The sequence below is a fragment of the Pantoea sp. X-Soil-MYKO-1785 genome, from assembly GCF_059730675.1.
In genome coordinates, this window is sequence record NZ_AP036000.1 from 982832 (window position 1) to 1006484 (window position 23653).

Consider the following 23653-nt stretch of genomic DNA (forward strand, 5'->3'; position numbering starts at 1 on the left):
CGGACGATCATCCCCATATACTCAGATACCTGTGGGTTTAACTGCATACCTGCCTGATGCGGTTCCCATCACCTGGCGGACATTAAACTAAGAGAGAGCTCTATGAATCCTGAGCGTTCTGAACGCATTGAAATCCCCGTGTTGCCGCTGCGCGACGTGGTGGTTTATCCGCACATGGTAATTCCGTTGTTTGTTGGCCGGGAAAAATCAATTCGGTGCCTCGAAGCCGCAATGGATCATGATAAAAAGATCATGCTGGTCGCACAGAAAGAGGCTTCAACGGATGAACCTGGCATTAACGATCTCTTCTCGGTAGGGACCGTTGCGTCTGTATTGCAAATGCTGAAACTGCCGGACGGTACGGTTAAAGTGCTGGTCGAAGGTTTGCAGCGCGCCCACATCACCACGCTGGCGGATAATGGTGATCATTTTGTGGCCGAGGCTGAATATCTGGTGTCGCCAGAGATTGAAGAGCGCGAGCAGGAAGTGCTGGTGCGCACCGCAATCAATCAGTTTGAAGGCTACATCAAACTTAATAAAAAGATCCCGCCTGAGGTTTTAACCTCGCTGAACAACATTGACGATGCGGCCCGTCTGGCTGACACCGTCGCTGCACATATGCCGTTAAAACTGGCAGACAAACAGTCTGTGCTGGAGATGTCCGACGTTAACGAACGTCTGGAATATCTGATGGCGATGATGGAGTCTGAAATCGATCTGCTGCAGGTTGAGAAGCGCATTCGCAACCGCGTCAAAAAGCAGATGGAAAAGAGCCAGCGTGAGTACTATCTGAATGAGCAGCTGAAGGCGATTCAGAAAGAGCTGGGCGAGATGGACGATGCGCCTGACGAGTACGAAGCGTTAAAACGCAAAATCGACGCGGCGAAAATGCCGGAAGAGGCGCGTGAAAAAGCTGAAGCTGAGCTGCAGAAGTTGAAGATGATGTCTCCGATGTCAGCGGAAGCGACCGTAGTGCGTGGCTATATCGACTGGATGGTGCAGGTTCCGTGGAATGCGCGCAGCAAAGTCAAAAAAGATCTGCGTAAAGCCCAGGAGACGCTGGATATCGACCATTACGGCCTTGAGCGCGTGAAGGATCGTATCCTTGAGTATCTTGCGGTGCAGAGTCGCGTCAGCAAAATCAAAGGTCCGATCCTCTGCCTGGTCGGACCGCCAGGGGTAGGTAAAACCTCCCTCGGTCAGTCGATCGCCAAAGCGACCGGACGTAAATATGTGCGTATGGCGCTGGGCGGCGTGCGTGACGAAGCCGAGATCCGCGGTCACCGTCGAACCTATATCGGTTCGATGCCGGGCAAGCTGATCCAGAAAATGGCCAAAGTCGGGGTTAAAAACCCGCTGTTCCTGCTGGATGAGATTGACAAAATGTCATCCGACATGCGTGGCGATCCGGCTTCAGCATTGCTGGAAGTTCTTGATCCAGAACAGAACATTGCGTTCAACGATCACTATCTGGAAGTCGATTATGACCTGTCAGATGTGATGTTCGTGGCGACGTCGAACTCCATGAACATTCCGGCACCGCTGCTGGACCGTATGGAAGTCATTCGTCTGTCGGGTTATACCGAAGATGAAAAACTGAACATCGCCAAACAGCATCTGCTGCCGAAACAGATTGAGCGTAACGCGCTGAAAGCCCATGAGATCACGGTCGAAGACAGTGCGATTGTCGGTATTATTCGTTACTACACCCGCGAAGCCGGGGTGCGTAGCCTTGAGCGTGAGCTGTCGAAACTGTGCCGTAAAGCGGTTAAGTCGCTGCTGATGGACAAGACGAAAAAGCACATCACCATCAATGGTGAAAACCTGAAGGATTTCCTTGGGGTGCAGCGTTTCGACTACGGTCGTGCCGACAGTGAAAACCGCGTGGGCCAGGTAACCGGTCTGGCGTGGACCGAAGTGGGTGGCGATCTGCTGACGATTGAAACCGCCTGCGTACCGGGTAAAGGTAAGCTGACCTATACCGGTTCACTGGGTGAGGTAATGCAGGAGTCGATCCAGGCTGCCTTGACCGTGGTGCGTGCGCGTGCCGAGAAGCTGGGCATCAACGGCGACTTCTACGAAAAACGTGATATCCACGTTCACGTTCCGGAAGGGGCAACGCCGAAAGATGGTCCAAGCGCTGGTATTGCAATGTGTACCGCGCTGGTCTCCTGTCTGACCGGTAACCCGGTGCGTGCTGATGTCGCCATGACCGGTGAAATCACCCTGCGCGGACAGGTACTGCCGATTGGCGGACTGAAAGAGAAGCTGCTGGCAGCCCACCGCGGTGGCATTAAAACGGTCCTGATCCCGGACGACAACAAACGCGATCTGGAAGAGATTCCACAGAACGTGATTGCCGATCTCGACATCCATCCGGTAAAACGCATCGAAGAAGTGCTGAATCTGGCACTGGAAAATGCACCGTACGGTATGCAGGTTGCGACCGCAAAATAGTGATTAACGGCATAAACCGTTAAAAAGCGAAGCTGGCAAGGCAATTGGCGCTTGCCAGCTTTTTTTTGTGCCGCTAATTTAGGTGGCTGCCGACGCGGTGTTCTCAGAGGAATTCCGTTGTTTCGACTCCACAGGCTTGATATAACTTTCTGCGCGTGCGTAACCGGCGGGAAGCGCGGGTACGATGTGAAATAATAAAAGAGGGGATGAAGAGAGTGAATAAGTCACAGTTGATCGACAAAATTGCTGCGGATGCTGATATTTCTAAAGCAGCAGCGGGACGTGTTTTAGATGCATTCATGGGTTCTGTTTCTGACGCGCTGAAAGGCGGCGACGAAGTAGCGCTGGTCGGTTTCGGCACTTTCTCCGTGCGCGAGCGTGCTGCACGCACTGGCCGCAACCCACAAACCGGCAAAGAGATTACCATTCCGGCCGGTAAAGTCCCGGGCTTCCGTGCTGGTAAAGCCTTGAAAGACGCAGTCAATTAATAACAACGAAAACGTTCATTGACGTATTTTCTTCAGTGGATCAGAGGACGGTTAACGCGTTCTCATGTAACATACGGGCACATCAATCAGATGTGCCTTTTTTGTTTTAACCGGCGATAATCAGGCCATAATATGGACCGGAGCCGGATTGAGGCTGACAGCGAAGTCTGCAGCTGCGTGATGCGTCAGGATACGGCGTATTGCGCCCGAGCTTTACATTCACACTACAGCGGAGTGTTGTCATACCATGATGGACAATTTACGCGCGGCGTCGAACCATGTCGTGCTCAAGATTATTTTGGGGTTGATTATCCTCTCCTTTGTGCTGACCGGCGTTGGCAACTATCTGATTGGCGGCAACAACGATTATGCGGCCAAAGTTAACGGTCAGGAAATCAGCCGGGCACAGCTGGAACAGGCGTTCAACAGCGAGCGCAGCCGTCAGCAGCAGATGCTGGGCGATCAATTTTCTCAGCTGGCCAGTAACGATGGCTACATGCAGCAGATCCGCCAGCAGGCGCTGTCGCAGTTAGTCGATCAGGCCCTGCTCGACAGCTACATCAAAGATTTGCATCTCAGCATCAGTGACGATCAGGTGAAGCAGGCGATTTTTAATCAGCAGGCTTTCCAGACCAACGGCAAATTCGATAACGCTAAATATCTCGCTCTGATCGGCAACATGGGCTTTTCTGCCGACCAGTATGCTGAAGCGCTGCGTAAGCAGCTCTCTAATCAGCAGCTGATCAATGCGGTGGCGAACACCGATTTCATGCTTAAGGGCGAAACCAGCAAACTGGTGGAGCTGGTTTCACAACAGCGTGTCATTCGTCAGGCGACGCTGGACGTCAATGCTCTGGCGGCTAAGCAGAGCGTGACTGATGACGAAATAAATCAGTATTACCAGCAGCATAAAACCAGCTTTATGGCACCGGAGCAGTTCCGTGTCAGCTACATCCTGATGGATGCAGCCAGCATGCAACAGGATGCCAGCGAGGCCGATATTCAGGCCTGGTACGACCAGCACAAAGCTGATTATACCCAGCCACAACGTAATCGCTACAGTGTGATTCAGACCAAAACGGAAGCGGACGCCAATGCGTTGCTGACCCAGCTGAAAGGCGGCGCCAGCTTCACTGAACTGGCGAAAAATAAATCCATCGACCCGATCTCTGCGCGTAAGGGCGGGGATATGGGCTGGCTGGAACCTGCGACCACGCCAGATGAGCTGAAAAATGCCGGTCTGACCGAAAAAGGCCAGATGTCCGGGGTGATTAAATCCTCAGTCGGTTTCCTGATTGTGCGTCTCGACGATATCCAGCCAGAGCAGGTTAAGCCGCTGGATGAAGTCCGTGATGCCATTGCGGCGAAAGTGAAGCAGGAGAAGGGCGTCGATGCCTTCTATAAACTGCAGCAGAAAGTCAGCGAAGCGGCCAGCAACGATAACGAATCGCTGGCGGGTGCCGAGCAGGTTTCTGGCCTGAAAGCCAAAGAAACCGGCTGGTTCAGCCAGGATGCGCTGCCGAAGGAACTCGACTTCGATGCGGTGAAACAGGCGATCTTTAACGGTGGGCTGGTAGGGCAGAATGGTGCGCCGGGCAACAACTCTGACATCATCAGCGTCGACGGTGACCGCGCTTTTGTGCTGCGCGTCAGCGAGCATAAGCCGGAAGCAGTGAAGCCGCTGGATCAGGTTAAAACGCAGATTGCTGACACCCTGAAACACGATAAAGCTACCCAGCAGGCGAAATCGCAGGCTGACAAGCTGCTGGCCGATCTGAAAGCCGGTAAACAGGATGCGTTAACTGCCGCAGGTCTGACCCTGAGCGCCGCTAAAACGGTCGATCGTAATGCCCAGGATCCGGTTGCACAGGCGGCTTTCAATCTGCCACAGCCGACGGAGAATAAACCGTCGTGGGGCGTGAGCGAAGATATGCAGGGCAATGTGGTGCTGGTGGCGGTAGATAAAGTCACTACCGGCAGCATGCCGCAGGCGCAGATCGATGAAATGGTCAAAGGCGTAACGCAGAATAATGCCCAGCTGACGTTTGAAGCCCTGCTGCAAAATCTGCGTAAAGAGGCCAAAATTAAGTACGGCGCAGCCGCACAAATGCAGTAAGCCTCGCAGAACCTGCGCAACAACTGAAATAATTAAAGGCCGCATTCGCGGCCTTTTCCATATCTGTCATCTGGCTTTTGAAGCCGAACGGCGGGGATGCCATCCTGTGGCGGCTGTTAACCACAAGGAGAAACACAGCATGGCTAAATCCACTTTATGTGCCCTCTATTTTTCACTCGCGCTGGGCGGCGCGTTGTACCAGACCTCACTTTCAGCCGCACCTGCGCCCGCTTCGGACAGCAGCGCTGTCGCGGAAAATGCTTTGCCAGCCACGCCATCGGCAGGGGTCCCGGGGCAGGAACAGGTCAGTATTAATCAGGCAACAGCCGAGCAACTCTCTGCGGCCATGAACGGTGTCGGGCTAAAGAAGGCGCAATCAATCGTCAGCTACCGTGAGCAGTACGGGCCGTTCAGCGCTATTCAGCAGTTAAACGAGGTACCGGGTATCGGCAATTCGCTACTGGAGCGCAATGCAGCTCGCCTGAAATTGTGAAGCGCCACGCATCTCTGATGCTTTATCTGCTGTAGCAGAACGACTCTGCTACAGTGAACAGGTCCAACCAGTTCACTCGCAGCAGCAGGAGAGCATAAACATGCAGACCACAATCAAAGTGCGCGGCTACCATCTTGATGTCTATCAGCACGTTAACAACGCGCGCTATCTCGAATTCCTCGAGGAGGCGCGCTGGCAATGGCTGGAAGAAGTTGAGGCGTTTCACTGGTTGCTGGAACAGAAACTGGCGTTTGTGGTGGTGAATATCAATATCAACTATCGTCGTCCGGCGGTGCTGGGCGACGTACTGGCAATCGACAGCCAGATTACTCAGCTAAACGGTAAAAGCGGAATTATTGCCCAGCGGGTGTTGCTGGCGGGAGAAGAGACAGTGGTTGCTGATGCCGCGCTGACCTTTGTGTGCATCGATCTGCGAACCCAGAAGGCGGTCGCGCTGGAGGGTGAATTGCGTGAACGACTGATGCGCCTGATGGCCTGAGTGCCTGAGTGCCTGAGTGCCTGAGTGCCTGAGTGCCTGAGTGCAGCGTGGCGCATCATGATCGTGGTTTAGCATGATGAAGCAGAGGCGGCAACGGTGCATGATTGCCGCCCTGATGTGATTACTTCAGGCCGGTTTTGTCCTTCATGGCGGCCATGATGCCGGCACGATCGTTAAGGTAGCCCTGCAGGCCATTGGCGCGTAAATGACAGGCGGCACAGTCACCGCAGCCATCGCCTTTCACGCCGTTGTAGCAGGTCAGGGTCTGCTCGCGCACCAGCGGCAACTGCTGCCAGTAGTCCGCCAGCGCCCAGGTTTCAGCTTTATTCAGCCACATCAGTGGGGTTTCAAAACGGACTTCACGCGCCATACCCAGGCTGACCGCATGATTCAGTGCTTTGACAAACTCATCGCGACAGTCGGGATAGCCGGAAAAGTCGGTTTCACATACCCCGGTAATCACCGCTTCCGCTTCAACCTGATAGGCATAAACCGACGCCAGAGTCAGGAACAGGATATTGCGGCCCGGTACGAAGGTGCTCGGCAAGCCGCTGGCGTTGGGATCGTAGGTCGGAACCGGAATGTTATCCCGCGTCAGGCTGCTGACGGCCAGATCGTTCAGCATTGTCACATCCAGCACTTTATGGGCGCGTGCGCCCAGCCTGATGGCCAGCTCGCGAGCTACCTCGATCTCTTCGCGATGACGCTGACCATAATCGAACGTGACACAGTGAACTTCATCGTATTGCTGTAACGCCTGAACAAGGCAGGTGGTGGAATCTTGTCCACCGCTAAAAACGACAACGGCGCGTTTCATGCTATTTTCCCGATGGTGAGTTATAGGCTTATGGTAATGCCTCACTCCGCCGCTGAACAGCTGCGCGGGCGATCAATCGGCGGCGGGATCCAGGCGCGACTGAAATCGAACCAGCCCAGGGTGTTCAGCTGAATGCCTTCAACGCCGGGTGGGGCGTAAATCTGATAGCGGTAATTGAACAGCGGCAGCAGGATTCCGGCGCGCATCATCTGATGATAGAGCTGATGCAGGGCCTGGCCACGCGCTTCACCGTCGGCCAGTTGCTGCAGGGTCAGCAGTTGCGCTTGTACTGCTTCACCCTGGGCGGTAGACATGAAAGGATGCCACACTCTGTCGAGCTGTAACCAGCCAGCCAGGGTAAACACCGGCGCATCCCCGATCAGCCGATCTCCCATCACGATATCCGCTTCATCAAGTTGCGGCACGCTGTGCCAGCTTTTAACTTCATGAAACACCACCCGCAGCGTGCAGCCGTGCTGCTGCAATAGCTGGCGCAGCGCCTCAGCGGTCTGGTGCAGTTCCACCGGTAGCTGATAATACAGCGTCAGGCTGGCAGGCAGCGACAGTGATTCGGCATCAATTAGCGGCACCGGCCAGCCTGGCACTAACTCCTGACTGGGGGTAATCAGCCCTTCATCAAGCGGCAAGCGCGCAATAATGCCGCTTTGCTGGATCAGCTGGAACAGCCGTCGTGCCTGAGCAGGCGTAAAACCGGCGCGTGGCCGACAGAGCAGATAGCAAAAGCCGAGGCTGATACTGCTGCTAACCGGTTGCAGGGACTTCAGATCGCTGGCGTCGCCAATCGCAATCTGCACCGGATGACGGCAACTGCTGCCGAGCATTGGATCAAACAGCTGTGGGGTAATCCAGTACTCCACCGCCTGCAGCAACGGCAGACGCAGATGCCAGCGGGGATGGCTTTCGATTCTCACCAGTTCCGGGGTGAAGTGCATTAGCTTCCAGGGACCACTGCCGATGCTGGCCTCGTCGGGATGTGGCAGCAGACACAGCAGGTGGGCGAGACGATGGGGCAGCCAGAAATCGCTGCGCCGCAGGGTAAACCGCACCGCGAGCGGATGCGGCGCATCGATGTCGACCACCTCAGCCAGCAGCGTGCTGACCCGCGGGTCCTGTAACAGCTGTTGTAACTGCGTGACCAGCTGATTGGCCCGAATCGGCTCGTCGTTATGCCACACCAGTTGCGGGCGTAACCAGAACAGCCAGCGGCAGGCGGACGCATCATGTTGCCAGTGGTGGGCCAGATCCCCGACCGGCTCATCCTGCTCAAAACGGGTCAGCCCGGAATAGAGCTGACGCACCAGATGCTGTTCGGCCCGGCCGGTGATCTGTCGCGGCTCGGTGCTCTCCAGCGGACGATAGTACGGAATGCGCAGGACCGGGGAATCGTTCTGCCACTGCCCGCCCATTAGCGGCCGCAGCATATTAATCAGCCGTTCCGGCGGGAGATCCAGCAATTGCAGCGCGTCGGCCGTATCACCGGCATCCAGCTGGCGTTGCAGTAACTGCTGACGCAGCTGCTCAGGCGAGCACAGAAACTGCAGCTGGCCCTGCTTGCCGCGACCCGGCTCGCCGTGCCATTGCAACCAGCCAGCATGCTGCCATTGCGACAGCAGGGTACGCAGATGGCGCTCACTACAGATGCAGTGACGCGCCATCTCGGCAACGCAGGTTTGCTGGGCCGCCCCCTGACTTTGCTGCCACAGGCGCTGAAACTGATTAAGACGGTTAAGCTGACGCATAGTAAACCCGGAACAGTTTTTTCAAAGTATTCACTATTAGTTCCGTAATTAACAGGCAATAGTAGGGCTCATCTTTACAGCAGAGGAATGATTATGGTGCGCTTAGCCGCTTTCGATATGGATGGCACCCTGTTACTGCCCAATCATCAGTTGGGCCAGCAAACGCTGGCAAGCCTGCATGCCCTGCATCAGCGCGGCATTCATCTGGCGCTGGCCACCGGTCGTCACCTGCTGGAGATGCAGATCCTGCGGCAACAGATGATCCTGCCAGCGTGGCTGATCACCGGAAACGGCACCCGGATACACGATCAACTGGGTAATCTGCTGTTTGCCCAGGATCTGCCGCCTCAGGTGGCGGAAGAGGTGATCCACAGCCACTGGCAGACCCGCGCCAGCATCCATATTTTCAACGATCGGGGCTGGTTCACCGATCGTCCACAGCCGGACCTGCTGGCGGCTCATCAGATGAGCGGATTCCACTATCAGCTGCGCGATTTAAAAACTATGCCGGCACATCAGGTCACTAAGATCTGTTTTGTCGATCATCATCTGTCGCTCTGCCAGTTAAAAACGCAGCTGGATGCCGCGCTGGGCGAGCAGGCCAATATCTGTTTCTCTGCCGCTGATTGCCTTGAGGTGTTGCCGAAAAACTGCAACAAAGGCAGCGCCCTGGCACGGCTCTGCGCGGGTCTTTCATTGACCCTGGCAGACTGCATGGCGTTTGGTGATGCGATGAACGATCGGGAGATGCTGGCGCAGGCGGGGCACGGTTTCATCATGGGCAATGCGATGGCGCAGTTAAAGGCGGCGTTACCGCATCTGCCGGTACTAGGGCATTGCGAGACACAGGCGGTGTCTCACTATTTAAATCACTGGCTGGCGACACCCCACCTCGCGTATTCCCCCGAATGCTGAGGATTGCCGTGTACCGGACAGGACGTCCGGTTTTTTATTCCAGTTCGCGCTGCCACGGCGTGATATCACCGATGTGTTTTGCTACCCACTCCGGCTGATAATAGCTATCCGGATAACGCTCGCCGCTGTCACACAGCAGCGTCACCAGCGCGCCCTGCTGGTTAGCCGCCCGTAAACGTTTCGCGACCTGCATCATGCCCCAGAAATTGGTGCCGGTAGAGGCACCGGGTTTGCGTCCAAGAATTTTTTCCAGCTTCAGCATGGCGGCCAGCGTCGCGCCATCGGGGACTTTGATCATTTCGTCAATCACGTCTGGCATAAACGAAGGCTCTACCCGCGGACGGCCAATGCCTTCAATCAGGCTGCCGCGCGTGCTGGTCAGGCTGGCATCGCGCTGATGCCAGTAATCAAAAAATACCGAGTGCTGCGGATCGACCACCAGTAACTTCGTGGAGAAACCCTGATAGCGGATATAACGTCCCAGCGTAGCGGACGTGCCGCCGGTACCGGCGCTCATGATCAGCGTATGGGGAACCGGATAGGGCTCATGCTGCATTTGGCGAAAAATGCTTTCGGCAATGTTGTTGTTACCGCGCCAGTCGGTTGCCCGCTCGGCATAGGTAAACTGATCCATAAAGTGGCCGTTCAGCTCGCGCGCCAGCCGTTCAGATTCAACGTAGAGCTGGCAGGGATCGTCAACGAAATGGCACTGTCCGCCATAAAAGGTAATCTGCTCAATTTTCCGTTTCGCCGTGCTGGCGGGCATTACCGCGATAAACGGCAGGCCGAGCAGCCGTGCGAAGTACGCCTCAGAAACCGCAGTGCTGCCTGACGAGGCTTCAATGATTGGCGTATCCTGCTTAATCCAGCCGTTCGCCAGGCCATACAGAAACAGTGACCGCGCCAGTCGGTGCTTGAGGCTGCCGCTCGGATGGGTGCTCTCATCTTTCAGGTAAAACCAGATGCCGGGATAATCCGCCAGATCGAAACGGATCAGGTGGGTTTCAGCCGATCGTTGAAAATCGGCGTTAATTTCGTTGATAGCGTGGCGAATCCAGCAACTGTGCATCTTAGGCGTCCGGCAGAGAGAGTGGCGGCTATTTTAAGGCACGAGCAGGAAAAAGAGATTGCAATATTGACGCTAAAATAGCGCTAATGGAGAAAATCATTCTCTCGGAGTGGCGAATGTTAGATAAAACTGACCTGAAACTGCTGGCGTTGCTGCAACGCGATTGTACCCTGTCGCTGCAGGCATTAGCCGAGGCGGTCAACCTCACTACCACGCCCTGCTGGAAGCGCCTGAAAAAGCTTGAAGATGATGGCATTATTCGCGCTCGGGTGGCGTTGCTGGATGGCGAAAAAATCGGATTGTCACTGACGGCGTTTATGTTTGTGAAAACCCAGCAGCACAGTCGCGACTGGTATCAGGCGTTTGTCTCGGTGGTCAATAGCATGCCGGAAGTGATGGCCTTTTACCGGATGGCCGGTGAGTATGATTATCTGCTGCGCATCCAGGTGGCCGACATGAAAAGTTATGATGCTTTCTACAAGCGGTTAGTCAACGGCGTCCCAGGCCTGATTGATGTAACCTCCAGCTTCGCCATGGAAGAGATTAAATACACCACGGCCTTACCTGTCGCCCCATAAAGGCATGAGAGTGAGAACAGCGTTGTGCGATTATTCAGTCAATTAAGTTGGTATTTTCTGCGTGAGTGGCGGCGCTATCTGGGCGCGGTCACCCTTCTGATCATTATTGCCATTCTGCAACTGTTGCCGCCGCATGTGGTCGGGGTCATTGTCGATGGCGTGACGCAAAACAGCATGAGCATGAGCCGCATCATGCTGTGGATCGGCGTAATGCTGGCGACCGCGGTGGTGGTTTATCTGCTGCGCTACGTCTGGCGCGTGTTGCTGTTTGGTGCCTCTTACCAGCTGGCGGTCGAGTTGCGTGAAGATTTCTATCGCCAGCTGAGCCGTCAGCAACCCGCATTTTACCTGCGCCACCGTACCGGTGACCTGATTGCGCGCGCCACTAATGATGTCGATCGGGTGGTGTTTGCCGCCGGTGAAGGGGTGCTGACGCTGGTCGACTCACTGGTGATGGGCTGCGTTGTGCTGCTGGTGATGAGCACCCAAATCAGCTGGCAGCTGACGCTGCTTTCACTGGTACCGATGCCGATCATGGCGATCGTCATTCATCGCTACGGCAATCAGCTGCACCATCGCTTTAAGGTGGCGCAGGCCGCTTTCTCCAGCCTCAACGATCAGACGCAGGAGAGCCTGACCAGCATCCGGATGATCAAATCCTTTGGGCTGGAACAGCATCAGTCGCAGCAGTTCTCTGACATCGCCCGCGATACCGGTGAAAAGAACCTGCGGGTGGCGCGGGTGGATGCCCGTTTCGATCCCACTATCTATATCGCCATCGGTTTTTCAAATCTGCTGGCAATCGGCGGCGGCAGCTGGCTGGTCTGGCACGATCAGATGACGCTGGGTCAGCTCACCAGTTTTGTGATGTATCTTGGCCTGATGATCTGGCCGATGCTGGCGCTGGCGTGGATGTTTAACATCGTCGAGCGCGGCAGCGCCGCCTGGAGCCGTATCCGCGCGCTGCTGGCGGAAGCACCAGCGGTCGAAGATGGCGATAAAACCCTGCCGCCGGAACCGGGCAACCTGCAGGTAGCGATCCGTGAATTTCACTATCCGGCCAGTGCCGGTCCGGTGCTGAGTCAGGTCAGTTTCGAACTGAAACCTGGCGAAATGCTGGGGCTGTGCGGCCCGACCGGCAGCGGCAAAAGTACGCTGCTCAGCCTGATCCAGCGCCATTTTGATATCCAGCAGGGCGATATCCGCTATCACCAGATTCCGCTGCCACAGCTGCGGCTGGACAGCTGGCGCAGCCGGCTGGCGGTGGTCAGTCAGACCCCGTTTCTGTTTTCCGACAGCGTCGCCAGTAACATCGCGCTGGGAAAACCGGGGGCGACCCAGCAGGAAATTGAGCAGGCCGCCACGCTGGCCTGCGTTCACGAAGATATTCTGCGGCTGCCGCAGGGCTATGAAACCGAGGTCGGGGAGCGTGGCGTGATGCTGTCGGGCGGGCAGAAGCAGCGTATCTCGATTGCGCGCGCGCTGCTGCTGAACGCGGAAATCCTGGTGCTTGATGATGCGCTGTCGGCGGTAGATGGCCGTACCGAGCATGAAATACTGCACAATTTGCGCCAGTGGGGACGGGGCCGGACCCTGATCATCAGCGCCCACCGTTTATCGGCGCTGACGGAAGCCAGTGAAATTCTGGTGCTGCAGCATGGCACCATCGCGCAGCGTGGCGATCATGATACGCTGGCGGATCGCCCGGGCTGGTATCGCGACATGTACCGTTATCAGCAGCTGGAAGCCGCGCTGGATGACGATGAGAATGAGAAAGGAGTGCCGCATGGCTAAGTCTGCCCGCTTGTGGCCCACCCTGAAGCGCCTGTTAAGTTACGGCAAGCCGTGGCGGAAATCCCTGTCGCTGGCGGTGGGCATGTTATGGATTGCCGCCGCCGCCGAAGTGACCGGGCCGGTGCTGGTCAGTTACTTCATCGATAATCTGGTGGCGAAACATCAGATGCCGTGGGGGCTGGTTGCCGGGCTGGTGGTGAGTTTTATCCTGCTGCAGCTGCTGGCGGCCGCGCTGCACTACTGGCAGGCACTGCTGTTTAACCGCGCCGCCATTGGCGTAGTGCAGCGCTTGCGCAGCGACGTGATGAATGCCGCGCTGTGCCAGCCGCTCAGCGCCTTCGACACCCAGCCGGTCGGACAGATTATTTCGCGCGTCACCAATGACACCGAAGTGATCCGCGATCTCTACGTTACGGTGGTGGCGACGGTACTGCGCAGCGCGGCGCTGGTAGGTGCCATGATGGTGGCGATGTTCAGCCTCGACTGGCGTATGGCGCTGGTGGCGATGATGATCTTCCCGCTGGTGCTGGTGGTGATGCTGATTTACCAGCGTTACAGCACGCCCATTGCCCGCCGGGTTCGCAGCTATCTGGCCGACATCAATAACGGCTTCAACGAAGTAATCAGCGGCATGAGCGTGATCCAGCAGTTTCGTCAGCAGGCGCGTTTTGGCGAGCGGATGGGGGAGGCGAGTCGTTCGCACTATCTGGCGCGGATGGAAACGCTGCGGCTTGACGGTTTTCTGCTGCGGCCGTTGTTAAGCCTGTTTTCAGCCATGGTGCTGTGCGGATTGCTGATGCTGTTCAGTTTCTCGGTGCCCGGCGTGTTTGAAGTCGGGGTACTGTACGCCTTTATTACCTATCTGGGACGGCTGAATGAGCCGCTGATTGAGCTCACCACCCAGCAATCGATGTTGCAGCAGGCGGTGGTCTCGGGCGAGCGGATCTTCGAGCTGATGGATGCGGCGCAACAGCAGTATGGACCCGACGCACGGCCGCTGGCCTCCGGTCGTCTGACCCTGAAAAACCTCAGTTTTGCCTATCGCGAAGATCGTGACGTGCTCAGCGAGATCAATCTTGAGGTGCCGTCACGCAGTTTTGTGGCGCTGGTCGGGCATACCGGCAGCGGTAAAAGCACCCTGGCGAATCTGTTAATGGGTTACTACCCGATTACCCGCGGTGAGATTCGCATTGATGACCGTCCGATTGGTGAACTCAGCCATGCGGTGCTGCGGCGGGGGATCGCCATGGTGCAGCAGGATCCGGTGGTGCTGGCGGATACGCTACTGGCTAACGTCCGGCTCGGCCGCGACATCAGCGAACAGGCGGTCTGGACGGTGCTGGAGCAGGTGCAGCTGGCCCCTCTGGCGCGCGCATTGCCTGACGGCATTCACACCCGGCTCGGCGAGCAGGGCAACAATCTGTCAGTGGGTCAAAAGCAGCTGCTGGCGCTGGCGCGGGTTCTGGTCGATCTGCCGCAGGTGATGATCCTCGACGAGGCGACAGCCAATATCGACTCGGGCACCGAGCAGGCGATTCAGCAAACGCTGCGAACCCTTCGCCAGCACAGTACGCTGGTGGTGATTGCGCACCGACTCTCAACCATTACCGAAGCCGATAACATCCTGGTGCTGCATCGTGGCAGGGTGGTCGAGCAGGGGAATCACGCGCAATTACTGGCGCTGCAGGGCCGTTACTGGCAGATGTATCAGCTGCAGCAGGTAGGCGATGATCTGGCGACGGGCATCCCCTTAACAACCGCAGGCTGAGTTGCACCTTTTTTGCGCGGTTTTATCAGAATAATCTGTATAAATGCACGCCTTTGATGCCTGGTGCACCAAAGGAGTGCATTCGCTTTTCTGGCGGTGCGCCATTCTCTGCGCTGCTGACTGATCCCCGACAAAACACGCCTTGCCTCGTCTCGCCTCGTTGATTGATTCCACGGTTTTTTTATTTATGGCACAGGCTTTGCTTAGATCCCTGCGTGTCCGTGAGACTCACTCATTTAATCGCTGGAGGGGATCCAATGAAGCTGGTTACCGTCGTAATTAAGCCATTCAAGCTGGAGGATGTGCGTGAAGCGTTATCTTCTATCGGCATTCAGGGGCTGACCGTCTCCGAAGTAAAAGGTTTTGGTCGTCAGAAAGGCCATGCGGAGCTGTACCGTGGCGCAGAATACAGCGTGAACTTCCTGCCTAAAGTCAAAATTGACATCGCCATCGCTGACGATCAGTTAGACGAAGTGGTGGATGTCATCAGTAAAGCGGCTTACACCGGCAAAATTGGCGACGGTAAAATTTTCGTGGCTGAACTGCAGCGCGTCATTCGTATTCGTACCGGCGAGACCGACGAAGCCGCTCTGTAATTAAGACTCAGTACTGTGATGGGATGGAAAAAATGAATAAAGTTTTCGCTAAGTTGGGCCTCACCAGCCTGGCACTGTTACCATCGCTCGCGATGGCTGCACCTGCCGTTGCGGACAAGGCTGATAACGCATTTATGATGATTTGCACCGCGCTGGTGCTGTTTATGTCAATTCCAGGTATTGCGCTGTTTTACGGCGGATTGATTCGCGGCAAGAACGTTCTCTCGATGCTGACGCAGGTGGCGGTCACCTTCTCACTGGTCTGCGTATTGTGGATGGTTTACGGCTATTCACTGGCCTTCAGCGAAGGTAACGCCTTCTTTGGTGGCTTCGGCTGGGCGATGCTGAAAAACATCCAGCTGACTGCAGTAATGGGCAGCTTCTACCAGTATATCCACGTTGCCTTCCAGGCGTCGTTTGCCTGTATCACCGTCGGCCTGATTGTCGGTGCCATCGCTGAACGTATCCGCTTCTCTGCCGTGCTGATTTTTGTCGGCGTTTGGCTGACTCTGGCCTATCTGCCTATCGCACACATGGTGTGGGCGGGCGGCTTCCTGGCCCAGGATGGCGCGCTGGACTTCGCTGGCGGCACCGTGGTGCACATCAATGCCGCCGTTGCCGGACTGGTTGGTGCTTATCTGGTTGGCAAACGTGCTGGCTTCGGCAAAGAGGCGTTCAAACCGCATAATCTGCCTATGGTCTTCACCGGTACCGCCATCCTCTATGTCGGCTGGTTCGGTTTCAACGCCGGTTCTGCCTCGGCGGCTAACGAAATTGCGGCGCTGGCGTTCCTGAATACCGTTGTCGCCACTGCAGGCGCGGTGCTGTCATGGACCTTTGGTGAGTGGGCGGTACGCGGTAAACCTTCACTGCTGGGCGCCTGTTCTGGCTTTATTGCCGGCCTGGTGGCTATCACTCCAGCCTGTGGTTACGTCGGCGTCGGCGGGGCGTTGATTATTGGTCTGGTGGGTGGACTGGCCGGACTGTGGGGCGTCACCACTCTGAAGAAATGGCTGCGGGTGGACGATCCCTGCGATGTGTTTGGCGTGCACGGCGTCTGCGGCATCGTGGGCTGTATCCTGACCGGCGTCTTCGCCTCTTCTTCACTGGGCGGTGTCGGCTACGCAGAGGGCGTAACCATGGGCCATCAGGTGTGGGTGCAGCTGTTCAGCGTCGGCCTGACCATCGTCTGGTCTGGCGTAGTCGCCTTCATCGGCTTCAAACTGGCGGACATGATTGTCGGACTGCGCGTGCCGGAAGAGCATGAGCGTGAAGGACTGGACGTTAACAGCCACGGCGAGAACGCCTATAACCAGTAAGTTTGCATCGACAGTGTGAAATCGGGGGCGAGCGATCGCCCCTTTTTTTATTCGCTGCGCTGCCGCATTACCCCTTCCTGCACCGTCGACGCCACCAGCACGCCTTGCTGATTATAGAATTCGCCACGGACAAAACCGCGCGCGCCAGAAGCGGAGGTGCTGACCACGCTGTACAGCAGCCATTCGCTGAAGTCGAACGGACGGTGGAACCACATCGAGTGATCGATAGTGGCGACCTGCATATCCGCCTCGAGGAAGCCTTTACCGTGCGGCTGCAGCGCCACCGGCAGGAAGTTAAGATCGGAGGCATAGCCCAGCAGATATTGATGGATGCGCAGATCGTCCGGCAGCGTGCCGTTGGCGCGGATCCATACCTGACGCTCAGGTTTATCGACGTGGCCCTTGAGCGGATTGTGCAGCTGCACCGGGCGAATCTCCAGCGGCCGTTCAGCGATAAACTTCTCGCGCAGTTTTTCCGGCAGCAGATGCGCCATTTTCTGCGCCATCACCTGCTCAGACAGCAGATTGTCAGGACCGGCAACCTCCGGCATGGCATTCTGATGTTCAAAGCCGCTTTCCGGTGCCTGGAATGAGGCGGTCATATAAAAAATTGGCTGACCGTTCTGAATGGCGCTGACCCGACGGGCGCTGAAGCTTTTGCCGTCACGCAGGGTTTCGACATCATAAATAATCGCCTTCTGGCTATCGCCGGGGCGCAGGAAGTAGCTGTGAAACGAGTGGATAATGCGATCTTCCGGCACCGTCTGCTTGGCCGCATACAGCGCCTGACCCACTACCTGACCGCCAAACACCTGGCGCAGCCCAAGATCTTCACTCTGGCCGCGGTATAAGCCTTCTTCCAGTTTTTCCAGATTTAATAAATTCAGCAGATTTTGCAGTGCCTGGCTCATGGCGGATTCCTCAATATAGTGACCGGCTCAGTGTGAAAGATCCGACCAGTTTACGTCAATCAGACTTTCCTCTTTGCTGCGGCCAGGCAAAATCCCGATTTTGTGCCAGTATTAAGCACATACGGCGAGTGAAGCGCTGTACGCAGGATTCGCTGCCGAAATCATTTTGATCAAAAGGAGACGACATCAATGAAACTCTGGCATGTGTTCAGTGGGGTAGTTATGGCGGTTGCTGTTGCAGGATGCGCCGACAAAGGTAAACCGGTGCCAACGCCAACGTTAGGATCGGCAGTGGCAGGACAGCAGGCGGCGATTGCGCAGCCTAACGTCAGCGGTTCGGTCTATATTCGTCAGCGTATTGCGCTGCCGCCGGATGCGGTATTAACCGTTACGCTGTCTGACGCCTCCGTGGCGGATGCGCCATCGAAAGTGCTGTCGCAGCGCGTAGTGCGTACTGAAGGTAAACAGGCACCGTTCCAGTTCGTGCTGCCGTTTAACCCAGCCGACATTCAGCCGAATGCGCGTATTCTGCTGAGCGCCGCTATCTCTATCGACGGCAAACTGGCCTTTATTACTGAAGGCGTGAAGCCGGTGATCAACCAGGGCGGCACCAAAGCTGAACTGCTGCTGGTACCGGTACCGTCTATGGCGATGCCAACCCAGCCGGGTGCAGCCACCAGCGTACCCTCGACCTCACCGACTCAGGTGACGCCGTCGGCTGCGGTTCCAGCGCCTACCAGCATGTAATGCCTTGTGGGGCGACGCTGTCGCCCCTTTTTCGCTGCGTTTAAAAGCGCCAGCGGTAAGCCTCCAGATCAATGTGACCCTCATCACTCACCTCTATGCCTTCTGCCTCAAGTGCATCACGCTGACGAAACAGTCCGTCCCCCTGCAATGAGATCGCCCCATGACGGTTAACCACCCGATGCCAGGGCAGGGTGCTGCCTTGCGGTAACCGACTCAGCACGCCGCCAACCTGACGTGCGGCGCGCGGTGAACCGGCCAGCTGAGCGACGTCGCCATAGGTGGCTAAGCGACCCGCTGGAATGGCAGCAACGATCTGCCAGATGCGTTGCTGAAAGCTGTCAGGTTGATCCATCTGCTTATCCGGTCAGGAAAAAGGATTCAACTTTAGCACGCGTGGCGTCGGCCGACAGCGGGCAAAGCAGCGGTTGTTCAAGAAACCAACGGTCGTCCCGACTGCGCTTGCAATTGCCAGGGCCTTCCCCGATAATGCCTGCGCTCTCGTAATGAGGGCTTTTCAATGGGGGCCCTGTTGGTTCTCCCGCAATGCTAGCTTGTGAACTCGGTCAGGTCCGGAAGGAAGCAGCCGCAGCAGGTGACGCGTGTGCCGGGATGTAGCTGGCAGGGCCCCCACCCATTTCCCCCGCATAAAAAATCCCCCCATCAGATTGCAGACAGGCGAAACTCGCCTGAGGCCGATCCTTTGCCGGCAGGCGAGATGATGAAAAGCGAAGGTTGAGACAGTCGAACGAAAGGGCTGCGCGAATTAACGCACAAATTTCCACACCGAACCCGGGACTTTATCGTAGAGCTTGTTCATCGTCAGTTCAGCCAGGCGATGATCGGCTGCAGAGTAAAATACCGCTAACTCATCTTCAGGTAATTCATACTTATTTTTTTCAATGACCCTTTCAAGGGTATCGATTGAGCGACAGCGGCGCAGTCGCATCAAATAATCCGTTTTAGTCAGGTTTTTGTTCATAAATAAACCGTTCTCACGTCAGTACTTATAATGAATGGCTCGGTTGCTGGAGAAAAGCGCACTCTTCAGTGAACAGGTTAAATAAGCGTTTTGCTGAACGTTGCCATCGTTGCAGATCCTGAGTGTTGACACCGTAGTTGCTGAACAACATAAAGGTATCATCAAGATATTCATCGATTTGCGAAATCAGCGCTTCATCTTCAACGTGCTTAATTTTGTAATTCATGGTGAAAGAGGCGATATGCTCGATCAAATCATTGAGCTGTAAATTGCTTTCAGAAGTGGGATCATTAACCCAGCCGTGATGGCTATCCGTTAATGTTGCCATGCTCTCGTCAAACAGACTCTCACACAGGTATTTAAGCTGGGCAATATCATGCCGTTTCGGTGAGTATTCGTCCATCTTTTTCCCCTCCATAACTAGCACAGTTGCCGCAGGGCGGCGATATAGGGTTAAGCGGCCAGGAAGCGATTTATCAGGCAGTTATTAAACGGGATGCGTAAAATATAGTGTAAAACCATTAGTTCTGCTCACCTCCATTACTAAATATTACAATTCATCGCTGGGAGAGGGGCGCTGATTGGCGATCACATCAAACTCAAGCGCACCGGGCTCAATATGAAAGCTGACCCGGTCAGAATGGCTCACGATTTCATTTAGATCCTGGCAGGGACTAAATACGTTCCAGTCAAAATCATAAAGTAACTTAAAACTATTCGGGCCCTGTTTTTCGACAGAAATAATTTTCAGACTGCCTGGAACTAACCGGGCGTTTTGAGAATACCACTGTAAATCGCCTACCAGTCCGGCTGATATTTTGAGAATATTCCGCTGAATAATCGCTGCTATTTTTTCGCAGTCCGTTTCGTCCTGCTCAATATCACATTCAATACGTGACAGCATACCTGATCCACTAATAACAGTTGATAAACCTATCATTGGTTTTCTGCAACCGCTTTGCAAGCCAGCCGTGGATGAAATTGTCTATTTCTGTCATTTACCGATCCCCGACGCCACAAAACTGCCTGCTGGCAGGATTTGCCTCATCCATTACCCGAATAACCGTTATTTTTTGATACACATTGGCTGCTGTTCACCGCGGTAGCATTCGGTAGAATAAGTGTTATGTTATAACATTATGGATATAGCAATGCAGCAGAGTGGACTTTTGATGTCACTGGCAGGACGACTGGCGGTGGCGATGATCCTGATTGCGTTACTGACGATGGCAATGTGGTGGGGTGTCAGCGAATGATTGCGTTTAATGCACTGCAGGTGGGGTACCAGGGGCAAGGGGTAACGCCAGCGATAACCGGCCGGCTAATGCCCGGCAGCATGACCGCGCTGGTGGGCGCAAACGGCAGCGGCAAATCGACGTTGCTGAAAACCATCGCCGGCTTATTACCGCCGGTGAAAGGCGAGTGCCGGTTGCAGGTGAGCCGCCGTGATACCGGCTGGCTGCCCCAGCGCAGCGAACTGGAAACCCGTTTTCCGCTGACGGTGTATGAACTGGTGTCGATTGGCTGCTGGCCGCGCTGCGGCTGGTTTGGTGGCATCAACCGGGCGCTGCGTCAGGAGATCTGGCAGGCGCTGGACGCGGTGCAGATGCGAGATTATGCCGATGCGCAACCGGTCACCTTATCTGGCGGCCAGCTACAGCGGGTGTTGTTTGCCCGGCTGATGCTACAGCGCAGTCGGTTATGGTTGCTGGATGAACCCTTTAACGGCATTGACAGCCAGACCGTCAGCTTACTGATGTCGATTCTCGAGCAGCAGCAGCGGGCGGGTACCACCTTGCTGGTGGTCCTGCACGATCGTCCTCTGGTCGCGCGTTACTTCAGCGATCTGCTGTCGCTGGATGATGGCACCTTCACGCATCGCCCCGTCAGGCGCTTTCCGTTACAGGAGGCCGCGCCGTGTCGCTGATTCAGCCTTTCCTTGAGTTTGGTTTCATGCGGCGTGCGCTGGTGGCCTGTATCGCGCTGGCGGTCAGCGCTACCCCGCTGGGGGTATTTCTCTCGCTACGTCGCATGAGCCTGATTGGTGATGCACTTTCGCATGCCGTATTACCCGGTGCTGCTATTGGTTACCTGATTTCCGGACTGTCGCTGGTGGCGATGGGCATTGGCGGATTAATTGCCGGGCTGGCGGTGGCGCTGCTCTCCGGCGCGGTCAGTCGCTATACACCGCTGAAAGAAGATGCCAGCTTCGCCGGTTTTTATCTGGGCTCGCTGGCGCTTGGCGTGACGCTGGTCTCACTGCGCGGTTCAAGCGTGGATCTGCTGCACGTATTGTTCGGATCGCTGCTGGCGGTTGATAACGGCGCGCTGCTGCTGGTCGGCGGCATTGCCGCCTTCACCCTGATCCTGCTGGCGATACTCTACCGGCCGCTGGTGATTGATGCTTTTGACGGTGACTTTCTGCGGGCGCAGGGCAGGTGGAGTGCGCCGCTGGTACATGGCCTGTTTCTGATGCTGGTGGTGCTCAATCTGGTGGCGGGTTTCCAGGTACTCGGCACGCTGATGTCGGTCGGATTAATGATGCTGCCCGCCGCCAGCGCCCGCTTCTGGAGTCGCCATCTCGCCGCCATGCTGGCGATTGCCATCCTGATGGCCGTGATCTCAGCTCTGGCTGGTCTGATGCTCTCCTGGCACTTTTCACTGCCGGCCGGGCCTGCCGTGGTGCTGAGCGCCGCGATGCTGTTTTTTGTTTCGATTCTGACAGGGCCGTGCGGTGGCATTTTGCGCCGCCATTAATCTTAAGGGGTATTGATGAAGAAATTACCGGTTAGTCTGGCGCTGGCTGCGCTATTTGTCGCGCCGTTGTCGATGGCAAAAACGGTCGATGTGGTCGCCAGTTTTACCGTGCTGGCGGACATTGTTAAACAGGTCGGCGGTGACCATGTGAAGGTTAAAAGCCTGGTCGGGCCGGATGGCGATCCGCACACCTTTGAACCGACGCCGCAGGACAGCCAGGCGCTGGCAAAAGCCGATCTGGTGTTTGTCAGTGGTTTAGGCCTGGAAGGGTGGATGGATCGGCTGGTCAGCGCGTCGGGTTATCGCGGCCAGCCGGTGGTCGCCTCAACCGGCATTATCACCCGGAGCATGGAGGAAGAGGGAAAAACCATCACTGATCCCCATGCCTGGAACAGCATGCAAAACGGCGTGATTTATGCGACTAACGTGATGAATGCGCTGGTAAAGGCTGATCCGGAGGATGCTGCGCAGATCCGCCAGCGCGGTGAAAACTATATTCAGCAATTGCAGGCGCTGGACCGCTGGGCAAAAACGGCTTTTGACAGCGTGCCCGCCAAACGACGCAAGGTGCTGACCAGCCACGATGCGTTTGGATATTTTGGTCAGCGATACGGCATCACGTTTCTTGCACCGGTCGGTTTTTCCACCGAAGCAGAGGCCAGCGCCAGTGAAGTCGGGCGTCTGATCACCCAACTGAAGCAGCAGCATATCCAGCGTTACTTCATTGAGAATCAGACCGATCCGCGGCTGGTGAAGCAGATTGCCAGCGCGACCGGCGCACAGCCCGGCGGTGAGCTTTATCCTGAAGCGCTGTCAACGGCAGCGGGCCCGGCACCTACCTATGAAGCGGCATTCAAACATAACGTCAACGCGATGCTGAAAAGCATGCAATAAACATAAAAAAGGCCGGGCATGCCCGGCCAGTCATCACGACACAAACTAGCGTTTTTTCTTTCTTCCCTGGACCGCTTTGAAGCGCGGATTGGTTTTGCAAATCACGTAAATACGGCCTTTGCGACGCACCACTTTGCAATCCCGGTGGCGCTTTTTTGCTGAACGCAGCGAGCTTAATACCTGCATCGTCCTCTCCCTTACTTATGACCCAGGAAGCGACCAAAACGCTGGTTGAAGCGTGCGGTGCTGCCCTCTTTGGCGAAATCTTTCTGTTTACCGGTATAAAACACGTGCGAGGCTGAAGAGACATCAAGCGTCACGTAAGGCAGGGTTTCGCCTTCGAATTCCACGGTACGGTCGGTGCGGATAGTCGAACCGATTTTGAACCAGACGTCAGCCGAAGTGTCGTGAAACACCACGTGGCGATACTCAGGATGAATAGCGGTTTTCATAATAATGCCTCTTTTGTAATGTTATAATGTAACAATATTATGCGCCGGCTCTGTTGAGATTGCAACTACCGGGAAGAGCGGAGCTAAAAGTGAGGGCAGGGAAGCGCAGAGCCGGCAGTCATACTCCTGGCAGAGTCAGCGCGACCCGTCAGACAGTAAGCAGCAGCAGGTAACAGGCAGCAGAAAGGCCAGCGCAACCCGCCAGCACGACCCGTCAGTGAGGGAACGACAGCAGGCAGCAGAA

General features: G+C 55.9%; 25 protein-coding genes and 1 other RNA gene. 16 read left to right on the top strand and 10 right to left on the bottom strand.

Annotation, left to right across the window (positions count from 1 at the left end; all coding sequences use genetic code 11):
• Positions 1–102: 102 nt before the first annotated feature.
• From lon to AC6I8D_RS04470, 5 genes are all read left to right on the top strand, one after another.
• Positions 103–2457 carry an endopeptidase La gene (gene lon / locus AC6I8D_RS04450; protein WP_497819695.1) on the top strand — a complete coding sequence of 785 codons (2355 nt, stop codon included), beginning with the start codon at positions 103–105 and terminating at the stop codon, positions 2455–2457.
• Between the two features lie 215 nt (positions 2458–2672).
• On the top strand, positions 2673–2945 hold the full coding sequence (gene hupB / locus AC6I8D_RS04455; protein ID WP_014606441.1) for a nucleoid-associated protein HU-beta: 273 nt from the start codon (positions 2673–2675) through the stop codon (positions 2943–2945).
• A gap of 247 nt (positions 2946–3192) precedes the next feature.
• Entirely contained in the window at positions 3193–5061 is a 1869-nt protein-coding gene (ppiD, locus tag AC6I8D_RS04460) for a peptidylprolyl isomerase (RefSeq protein ID WP_497819696.1), read from the top strand.
• 139 nt (positions 5062–5200) lie between these two features.
• The gene (locus AC6I8D_RS04465) at positions 5201–5554 is read left to right on the top strand and encodes a helix-hairpin-helix domain-containing protein (protein ID WP_497820653.1); all 354 of its coding nucleotides are present in this window, start codon (positions 5201–5203) and stop codon (positions 5552–5554) included.
• Between the two features lie 100 nt (positions 5555–5654).
• Positions 5655–6053 (top strand): YbgC/FadM family acyl-CoA thioesterase, encoded by a 399-nt coding sequence (locus tag AC6I8D_RS04470; protein ID WP_312758276.1) that lies wholly within the window; start codon positions 5655–5657, stop codon positions 6051–6053.
• Between the two features lie 121 nt (positions 6054–6174).
• On the opposite strand, the gene queC is transcribed toward AC6I8D_RS04470, so the two are convergent.
• Both queC and AC6I8D_RS04480 read right to left on the bottom strand, forming a co-directional pair.
• Positions 6175–6870, bottom strand: a complete 696-nt coding sequence (gene queC, locus AC6I8D_RS04475; protein WP_497819697.1) for a 7-cyano-7-deazaguanine synthase QueC — start codon at positions 6868–6870, stop codon at positions 6175–6177.
• Positions 6871–6911: 41 nt separating this feature from the next.
• A complete protein-coding gene (locus AC6I8D_RS04480; protein WP_497819698.1) occupies positions 6912–8630 on the bottom strand; it encodes an SgrR family transcriptional regulator in 1719 nt (572 codons plus the stop codon).
• Between the two features lie 93 nt (positions 8631–8723).
• Between AC6I8D_RS04480 and cof the strand changes: the two genes are divergently transcribed.
• Positions 8724–9545 carry an HMP-PP phosphatase gene (gene cof / locus AC6I8D_RS04485; RefSeq protein WP_497819699.1) on the top strand — a complete coding sequence of 274 codons (822 nt, stop codon included), beginning with the start codon at positions 8724–8726 and terminating at the stop codon, positions 9543–9545.
• Between the two features lie 34 nt (positions 9546–9579).
• Here cof and AC6I8D_RS04490 read toward each other — a convergent pair whose 3' ends face one another.
• Positions 9580–10614 carry a PLP-dependent cysteine synthase family protein gene (locus AC6I8D_RS04490; RefSeq protein ID WP_031374667.1) on the bottom strand — a complete coding sequence of 345 codons (1035 nt, stop codon included), beginning with the start codon at positions 10612–10614 and terminating at the stop codon, positions 9580–9582.
• Positions 10615–10730: 116 nt separating this feature from the next.
• On the opposite strand from AC6I8D_RS04490, the gene AC6I8D_RS04495 reads away from it, so the two are divergent.
• From AC6I8D_RS04495 to amtB, 5 genes are all read left to right on the top strand, one after another.
• Positions 10731–11192: an Lrp/AsnC family transcriptional regulator gene (locus tag AC6I8D_RS04495; protein ID WP_031374666.1), complete on the top strand. Its 462-nt coding sequence runs from the start codon at positions 10731–10733 to the stop codon at positions 11190–11192.
• 24 nt (positions 11193–11216) lie between these two features.
• The gene (locus tag AC6I8D_RS04500; protein WP_312053420.1) at positions 11217–12986 is read left to right on the top strand and encodes a SmdA family multidrug ABC transporter permease/ATP-binding protein; all 1770 of its coding nucleotides are present in this window, start codon (positions 11217–11219) and stop codon (positions 12984–12986) included.
• Positions 12979–14754 carry a SmdB family multidrug efflux ABC transporter permease/ATP-binding protein gene (locus tag AC6I8D_RS04505; protein WP_312758269.1) on the top strand — a complete coding sequence of 592 codons (1776 nt, stop codon included), beginning with the start codon at positions 12979–12981 and terminating at the stop codon, positions 14752–14754. The genes AC6I8D_RS04500 and AC6I8D_RS04505 overlap by 8 nt, the downstream gene beginning before the upstream one ends.
• A 257-nt stretch (positions 14755–15011) precedes the next feature.
• The gene (gene glnK / locus AC6I8D_RS04510) at positions 15012–15350 is read left to right on the top strand and encodes a P-II family nitrogen regulator (protein WP_003850469.1); all 339 of its coding nucleotides are present in this window, start codon (positions 15012–15014) and stop codon (positions 15348–15350) included.
• A gap of 32 nt (positions 15351–15382) precedes the next feature.
• The gene (gene amtB / locus AC6I8D_RS04515) at positions 15383–16669 is read left to right on the top strand and encodes an ammonium transporter AmtB (RefSeq protein ID WP_069727946.1); all 1287 of its coding nucleotides are present in this window, start codon (positions 15383–15385) and stop codon (positions 16667–16669) included.
• 47 nt (positions 16670–16716) lie between these two features.
• Here the strand turns inward: amtB and tesB are convergent, their stop codons facing one another.
• Positions 16717–17580 carry an acyl-CoA thioesterase II gene (gene tesB / locus AC6I8D_RS04520; RefSeq protein WP_031374662.1) on the bottom strand — a complete coding sequence of 288 codons (864 nt, stop codon included), beginning with the start codon at positions 17578–17580 and terminating at the stop codon, positions 16717–16719.
• Between the two features lie 189 nt (positions 17581–17769).
• Here tesB and AC6I8D_RS04525 point away from each other — a divergent pair, with 189 nt between their 5' ends.
• Positions 17770–18327: a YbaY family lipoprotein gene (locus AC6I8D_RS04525; RefSeq protein WP_312053425.1), complete on the top strand. Its 558-nt coding sequence runs from the start codon at positions 17770–17772 to the stop codon at positions 18325–18327.
• A 40-nt stretch (positions 18328–18367) separates the two neighbouring features.
• Here AC6I8D_RS04525 and AC6I8D_RS04530 read toward each other — a convergent pair whose 3' ends face one another.
• Entirely contained in the window at positions 18368–18679 is a 312-nt protein-coding gene (locus AC6I8D_RS04530) for an MGMT family protein (protein WP_497819700.1), read from the bottom strand.
• Positions 18680–18854: 175 nt separating this feature from the next.
• Here AC6I8D_RS04530 and ffs point away from each other — a divergent pair.
• An RNA gene (ffs, locus tag AC6I8D_RS04535) (signal recognition particle sRNA small type) lies at positions 18855–18951 on the top strand.
• Positions 18952–19090: 139 nt separating this feature from the next.
• On the opposite strand, the gene hha is transcribed toward ffs, so the two are convergent.
• The 3 genes from hha to AC6I8D_RS04550 all read right to left on the bottom strand — a co-directional run bounded on the left by hha (position 19091) and on the right by AC6I8D_RS04550 (position 20210).
• Complete coding sequence (hha, locus tag AC6I8D_RS04540) at positions 19091–19306, bottom strand: hemolysin expression-modulating protein Hha (RefSeq protein WP_031374659.1); 216 nt, start codon at positions 19304–19306, stop codon at positions 19091–19093.
• 25 nt (positions 19307–19331) lie between these two features.
• Positions 19332–19709: an Hha toxicity modulator TomB gene (gene tomB, locus AC6I8D_RS04545; protein ID WP_031374658.1), complete on the bottom strand. Its 378-nt coding sequence runs from the start codon at positions 19707–19709 to the stop codon at positions 19332–19334.
• A gap of 147 nt (positions 19710–19856) precedes the next feature.
• Positions 19857–20210 carry a hypothetical protein gene (locus tag AC6I8D_RS04550; protein WP_497819701.1) on the bottom strand — a complete coding sequence of 118 codons (354 nt, stop codon included), beginning with the start codon at positions 20208–20210 and terminating at the stop codon, positions 19857–19859.
• 348 nt (positions 20211–20558) lie between these two features.
• On the opposite strand from AC6I8D_RS04550, the gene AC6I8D_RS04555 reads away from it, so the two are divergent.
• The 3 genes from AC6I8D_RS04555 to AC6I8D_RS04565 are packed head-to-tail and all read left to right on the top strand — an operon-like array spanning position 20559 to position 22957.
• The gene (locus tag AC6I8D_RS04555; RefSeq protein WP_312053433.1) at positions 20559–21233 is read left to right on the top strand and encodes a metal ABC transporter ATP-binding protein; all 675 of its coding nucleotides are present in this window, start codon (positions 20559–20561) and stop codon (positions 21231–21233) included.
• Positions 21224–22063 carry a metal ABC transporter permease gene (locus AC6I8D_RS04560; protein WP_312053434.1) on the top strand — a complete coding sequence of 280 codons (840 nt, stop codon included), beginning with the start codon at positions 21224–21226 and terminating at the stop codon, positions 22061–22063. Before AC6I8D_RS04555 ends, AC6I8D_RS04560 begins: the two co-directional genes overlap by 10 nt.
• Positions 22064–22078: 15 nt before the next feature.
• Positions 22079–22957, top strand: coding sequence for a metal ABC transporter substrate-binding protein (locus AC6I8D_RS04565; protein ID WP_497819702.1), 879 nt, complete (start codon positions 22079–22081; stop codon positions 22955–22957).
• 45 nt (positions 22958–23002) lie between these two features.
• Here the strand turns inward: AC6I8D_RS04565 and ykgO are convergent, their stop codons facing one another.
• On the bottom strand, positions 23003–23143 hold the full coding sequence (ykgO, locus tag AC6I8D_RS04570) for a type B 50S ribosomal protein L36 (protein WP_031374653.1): 141 nt from the start codon (positions 23141–23143) through the stop codon (positions 23003–23005).
• Positions 23144–23154: 11 nt separating this feature from the next.
• Positions 23155–23409, bottom strand: coding sequence for a type B 50S ribosomal protein L31 (locus AC6I8D_RS04575; protein WP_031374652.1), 255 nt, complete (start codon positions 23407–23409; stop codon positions 23155–23157).
• Between the last annotated feature and the right edge of the window lie 244 nt (positions 23410–23653).